The organism is Petrachloros mirabilis (assembly GCF_975968855.1).
This window is the reverse complement of record NZ_CDLUDY010000189.1, coordinates 1-6257: the sequence shown is the minus strand read 5'-3', so window position 1 is coordinate 6257 and position 6257 is coordinate 1. Positions and strand designations below refer to the sequence as shown.

The window sequence follows — 6257 nt, the reverse complement described above, 5'->3', positions numbered from 1 at the left end:
GACGTCTCGCGCAAGTTCAGGTTCGCAGAGACTTGTGATGCCTCCGCACATCCGCCGGAGTCCCTGTTTAGGAAAACGCTTGTCCATCTGATCCCAGTGTTGTTTGACGAACGACCAGCCCAGGCGTCGTCCGTACACATTACCCATGACTGCGCTCACAAGGAACGGCGCATCCTGAACGCGGATGTTGCCATCGAGCGTCTTTGCCAAGGTTCGCTCGAGTAGGGAGGACTGTCGAAAAGTGGCAAGAGAGAAAAGGTATCGCCGTTCCTCTTGTGGTGTCGCAGCGGTCATAAACCGCTCAGTAAACTCCTCGTACCGTGCTGCGTCTCCCGTAAAAGCCATAATGGACACGATCGCGGGTAGCAAATTCGGGTCGACAGATTCCGGTTGGCTGCGGAATACTTGATACAGCTCAGCAGCACGAGCTTGTGTGGCTGCATCATTGCCGAGTCGACCCAAGGCGTGGAGCAATTCACCGCGCAGCTGTCGGGTGAGTTCGCTCTCGCCAGGTTTTGGTGTCCACCCAAGATCCATTGCGGCCGCGGCGATTCTGGAGCGGACAAAAGATTCGAGCAAGGGACGATCTGATGGCTCGATGATCCGATTTAAGAAGGCAAAGGATTCGATGAGAACGACCCAGACGTTCTTGTCTGTTTCCTCTGTGAATCGCCTCGTAAAATCAAGGTAGTCTGAGAGGGGCATGAGGCCTGCGACCGTTGAGGCCCATGCGTCGTTGACCAGGCTGAATCGTTCAATCGCGGCCAAACTGTTGAGGCCGGCATTCAACAGTCGCTTCATGAGCTGAGGCCCATAGCAAACACGATAGAATCCCTGCCCGCCCGCGTTGACGACGGCGTATTGGCAATCTGGAGGCAGTGCGATGGTTGCATGCTCATCGGCCAGCAACACCCGTTTCGATTCCTCCGTACCACGAGTCAAAAACCGCAATTGAATGGGAACCTGCCAGGTCGCAGATGAGGCGTCTGGCAGATAAGTAAAGCGCTGTTGCGTCAAGAGCAGTTCGCCACGCTCGTTCAGTTCTGCTGTGATGAGGGGGTAGCCTGGTTGAAAGATCCAGCTGTCCATCAGGTCAGGAACCGGCTGCTTGGCAGATTTCCCAAGCGAGATCCAAAGGTCTTTCGTATCAGCGTTCCCGTACGCATGGGCACGGAGGTAGTCACGGACTCCATCGCGGAAGACAGTTGGTCCGATGTGTTGCTCCAACATGCGGAGCACAGATGCTCCCTTCTCATAGGTCAACACGTCGAACATCGCATCGGCGTCTTTCGGCGCACGAACTTCGTATTCGATCGGTCTCGTGCTGTGAAGTCCGTCAACAGCGAACGCGGCGGCGCGAGAGACGCTGAACGAATCCCATCGTTTCCATTCCGGCTTCCAGTAGTCGACGGCGAGCATCTCCATGAACGTGGCGAATGCTTCGTTCAGCCAGAGTCCGTTCCACCAGGACATAGTGACCAAATCACCAAACCACATGTGGGCATTTTCATGCGCGACCACGTCGGCGACACGCTCAAGCTCGGCGTGTGTCCCGCTCTCCTCATCGACGAGTAACGCGGTTTCACGAAAGGTGATTGCCCCGAGATTCTCCATCGCTCCCGAAGCAAAATCGGGAATGGCGAGGAGATCGAGTTTGTCCCCCGGGTAAGGGATGCCGTAGTAGTGCTCGAAGAAGCCCAGCGAGGCCGCTGCAATTGCTTGGCCAAATCTCGTGAGACGCGATTTGCCCGGCACGGTCCACAGACGCAAGGGCGTCTTCCCGACAAGAGTCGGAGCAGTCGCCTCGATCTGTCCGACGACGAAGGCAACCAAATAGGTGGACATCTTCATGGTCTCGGCAAACCGGACGATCTTCTTCTCTCCTTCGAGAATTTCCGAGACGATCGCGCTGTTTGATACGGCTGTGAGTCGACGATCAATCACAAGAGTCGTCTCGAACACGGCTTTGAAATCCGGTTCGTCCCAACAAGGGAACGCGCGGCGCGCGTCTGTAGCTTCGAATTGCGTCGCCGCCAAAGTGTGGCTAATACCGGCTTCATCCCTGTAGGTACTTCGATAGAAACCGCGAAGCTTGTCGTTGAGGGTTCCCTGAAACTCGAGATAGAGTCGCCACTCACCGGGCGTGATCGTTTGGGGAACCCTCAATATGGCGCGTTGGAGCGCCTCGTCGATGACAACAGAGGCAATTTGACGTCGCCCATCCTGCTGTTCGAACGCCACATGCTTCACCGTAAGATCAACGGCGTTCAGCACTATCTCTTCGGTTGATTCCAAGACGGTCAGGCTGATGGTTGCATGTCCGTGGAATCGGGCCGTGTGTAGGTCGGGTTCCAGTTGGAGTTCGTACCTCGTTGGAAAAACGTGGCGCGGGAGTCGATAGGGATCGGGCGTGTGCTGATTTAGTTTGTCGGTCATATCTTCCTCTTTTGATCCATAGGTGTCGGCGTGGACGAAAGGTGCGTGAAGATATTGCGAAAGCAGGTTCGTGACCGATAGGGTTAAGAGAGTCTTGGTTCCCTCGGCAAGTTTTTGTAGCGCTTGGCGTCTGTTAAACGATTCCTCGTGCTCGTCCGGCGTTGTGGGTTTCGGTTCCATGAGGTGTTCCCACGATGAGCAGGTCCGTTCGGCCGACGAACAGGCCGGTCTCGACAATCCCGGGGATTTGGTTTAGAGCCATTTCAAGGTTTTTCGGGTCGTCAATTTTTTCGACGTGCACATCCACGATCACATTGCCCGCCTCGGTTTTAAACGGAATCCCGTTGCGATCTCGAAGTACTACGTGGCTTTTTGTGAGAGCCTCGATTTCCCTTGCCGTGCTTCCCCACCCAAACGGAATGACTTCGATGGGAAGCGGAAAGGTTCCCCCGAGTACGGGGACTTGTTTGGTATGATCGATCAGTACGATGAATTTTCGTGCCGAGGCCGCGACGATCTTTTCTTTTAAGAGGGCCCCCCCTCCGCCTTTGATCAGATTGAATTGAGGATCGACCTGATCAGCCCCATCGATCGCCACGTCAATGATCCAACGGTTGTCCGCATCGATCAAAGTGATGCCGGACTGTTTGGCCAGCATCGCCGTTTCCTGCGAAGTTGCCACGCCCCGCAAGCTCATGCCTGCTTTTACCTTCTCGCCGAGCGCAATGACCATATGTTTCGCGGTCGACCCGGTTCCCAACCCCACGACCATGCCGTCGGCAACGTATTCGACGGCCTTGAGCGCGGCGGCCCGTTTTAATGAGTCGAGGTCAGTCTGGGTCATGATTGAGCCAGTTGCGCGGCTGTGGAGGCGGCCCCTAGGAGAGCGGTCTCTTGGTTTTGGACGACATGGACCGGAATGTTGCTCATCAGACGCTTGTAGCGCCCCTTGTTCGTAAAGGCTTTCATGAAGGTGCCGTCTTTCAATTTCTGGAGCAGTTTGGGAGCCATCCCGCCCCCAAGGAAAACGCCGTTGATGGCCATCGCCTTTAAAGCTAAATTGCCGGCCTCGGCTCCATAGATGGACGCAAAGAGGTCGAGGGCTTGCTTCGCAATTTCCGCTTGCCCCTTCAATCCTGCTTCTGAAATTTCCGCAGCGGGGTCTCCGGCATTGATTTTTTCGGCTAACCAGGTTGGTTCGCTTTTCTTGCTGTCACGCACATACTCATAAATGGCATGAAGGCCAGACCCTGAGAGGACACGCTCGTAACTAACGTGGAGGTACTGGCTGCGAATATGACGGAGCAATTCGATCTCGTTGTCAGTGTTGGGGGCAAAGTCGGCGTGACCCCCTTCAGAAGGCATCGGCTTATACTTCGTCCCGTCCCAAAATAGGATGCACTCGCCGAGACCTGTTCCTGCGGCAATGAGTGCGATGGCTTGGTTCTGTAACGGGGGCGAGCCTGCATTCAAGGTGACCAATTCATCCGGACGGAGAAGCAGGATTCCATGGGCCATGGCTTCGAGATCGTTGAGCAAGCGGACGTGGGGAATGTCGAATTGCTTCGCCAGCGCGGCTCCGTCGACAACCCACGGAAGATTCGTCGTACGGCAATGGTTTTGAATGACAGGACCCGCAACTCCAAAACAGGCCGCTGTGATCTTGAGAGGCTCGGCCGCTTTTGATTCCGACGGTATTTGCCCCTGGTCTTCAGTGCCACGTTCGAGTTCGTCGAGCGGTACGGGCGGCTTCGGTGGGGTTAAAAACTCCGAGAGCATTTCATCAAGCGATCCATAGTCTGCGCTGTGAAACGTCTCCAGGCGAACGGGCTCAACACGCTCCATGGTCCAATCGAATAGGGCAAGATGGGTTTTTGTTCCTCCGATATCTCCCGCAAGAATCATGTGTTCCTCATTTGTCTCGCGTCAATCTTTCGCCAATTGCGCCGCTGAGGCGGCATCCAGCAGCCAGATGAGGCGTCCTTGTTCCGGTTTGACCAAAGCAGCAGGCACCCGTCTTTCTGCCGCCACGTCTGGTTCAAGGATTGTTTTCACCATCTCTGCCTTGTTGGCGCCCGTGACAAGAAACAGTACCACATTCGCCCGATTGATCACACCTAGCGTGAAGGTCAATCGTGTCGGTATTTCTGATGGGGCGTGCCCAACGGTCACACAACGTTCCTCCTCTTCTGCGGAAGAGGTTCCAGGGAAAATTGAAGCTGTATGGCCGTCATGCCCTAACCCAAGGAGAACGAGATCAAGCATCGGCCAACTGCCTGTTCCCCCTCTGCAAGCGGCACGAAGGTGTCTTTCGTAATCTCTGGCGGCAAGTTCGGGATCCGGCGCCTCTCCGAGCATCCGATGGACCTGATCCGGATGGATCGAGAGGGGTTTAAACAGTAATCGATTAGCGAGGCCGAAATTGCTCTGCGGATGGTCAGGCGGAACACAACGTTCGTCGCTGAAAAAAAAGATGGTGCGCGTCCAATCCAAACGGCTTTTATTCGAGCAGGAAGACAAGGCTCTGTATAGTCGTTCCGGTGTATTGCCTCCAGAAAGCGCGATGACGAATTGACCGTAGTCCTGTATGGCCTGTGCACCGATCTCCAGAACGAGATTCCTCGCCACCTCGGCCCACCCATCGTGATCGGGAGCGATGAGGATTTCGGGTGAGAAAGGCATCTTATTTTTTGCGAGCGGGCTTGCGAGCCCGACGTTTTGTGCGAAAAGGCCGTGCGGCAGAGGAAAGTGAGAATGATCGAATGATGTCGGTGATGGTTGCGGGAGGATTGTTCTCCAATGATACGGCAATGACGTCGCGTTGGTGGGCGCGGAGCGCCTGCACATCTCCCACTGCCTGCGCTTGAGCGAGGGTGCTAAACGTGAACGGTTTCCCAGGGATCGTGAGATCCTGCTTCATCTCCTCAACAAGTTGGAGATAGACCCCGCTCCCGCGTCCCCCCTTATGTAACTGTCCTGTGGAATGCAGATAACGGGGACCGTATCCTGCCGTTGTCGCCACATGAAAACGTTTGATTAGCGCGGCCCGCAACGAACGGACCGCGCGCTCCAGTTTTGATGAAGGAGTCCCGTAGATCAAAATGGCGACATAGGTCCCAGGCCGGCAGAACCGCTTCAGTTTCGAACCGGCTTGGGCCGGAGTGGCCATGGTTGTCTTGGGCAAGCGGCCTGTCGCCGAAACGGTACCTAGCATGCGGGAGGTGTTGTCCTTACTCTCTTGGACGTTCGGCTGATCGAATGGATGGATACCGAGCAAATGACCGGCGACGGCGGTCGCCCATTCCCATCTGAAAAATTCTGCTCCTAGATCATAACGATCGCGTAGATTGAGGGTGAGGACGGGATGATTGAATCGCACAAGATGATCGACCAGTCGGTCGATCGACCGATTGCGATCTTTTTCCAGTCGAAGATAAATGAATTGTCTGTCTTGACCGTAAGCGGAAGCCGAGGCGAGCGGCTCTTCAGCAACCGGGATCAACCCTTTCCCATCTTTACCTGTACTTTCCGCGAGCAATTGTTCGGCCCAGAGTCCGAAACTCGTGATGGCGGGGGAAGAGAAGATTGTTACTTTGTCGCGGCCTGCGCGGGCCAGTGCTCCCATCATTGCGCCAAGTTCGGCACCGGGATTGTCGTCGATCGGATCATGAAGTCGGCAACGTTCGGCCATCGTCTCCGCCCGGTCCAGTAATCTGTCAATATCGATTCCCAGCAGTGCGGCTGGCACCAAACCAAAATAGGAAAGAACTGAGTACCGTCCGCCGATGTCGGGTTGGTTTGTGAAAATTCGCCAAAATTGG

General features: G+C 55.3%; 5 protein-coding genes. All 5 read right to left on the bottom strand.

All coding sequences use genetic code 11. From position 1 onward, the window contains the following. Positions 1 to 2616 (bottom strand): M1 family metallopeptidase (locus tag ACWVCN_RS07730; RefSeq protein WP_455244987.1); only part of this gene is annotated, 2616 nt, incomplete at its 3' end. Beyond that, a complete protein-coding gene (gene rpiA / locus ACWVCN_RS07725; protein ID WP_455244986.1) occupies positions 2570 to 3280 on the bottom strand; it encodes a ribose-5-phosphate isomerase RpiA in 711 nt (236 codons plus the stop codon). The genes rpiA and ACWVCN_RS07730, both read right to left, overlap by 47 nt. Beyond that, on the bottom strand, positions 3277 to 4341 hold the full coding sequence (gene glk / locus ACWVCN_RS07720) for a glucokinase (protein ID WP_455244985.1): 1065 nt from the start codon (positions 4339 to 4341) through the stop codon (positions 3277 to 3279). Before glk ends, rpiA begins: the two co-directional genes overlap by 4 nt. 21 nt (positions 4342 to 4362) lie before the next feature. Beyond that, positions 4363 to 5118, bottom strand: a complete 756-nt coding sequence (pgl, locus tag ACWVCN_RS07715) for a 6-phosphogluconolactonase (protein ID WP_455244984.1) — start codon at positions 5116 to 5118, stop codon at positions 4363 to 4365. A gap of 1 nt (position 5119) precedes the next feature. Then, positions 5120 to 6257: hypothetical protein (locus ACWVCN_RS07710; protein ID WP_455244983.1), on the bottom strand; the 1138-nt coding region annotated here is incomplete at its 5' end.

Coding starts and splice junctions, on each gene's coding strand:
- rpiA (WP_455244986.1), bottom strand. CDS start 3,280: ATGACCCAGACTGACCTCGACTCATTAAAACGGGCCGCCGCGCTCAAG.
- pgl (WP_455244984.1), bottom strand. CDS start 5,118: ATGCCTTTCTCACCCGAAATCCTCATCGCTCCCGATCACGATGGGTGG.
- glk (WP_455244985.1), bottom strand. CDS start 4,341: ATGATTCTTGCGGGAGATATCGGAGGAACAAAAACCCATCTTGCCCTA.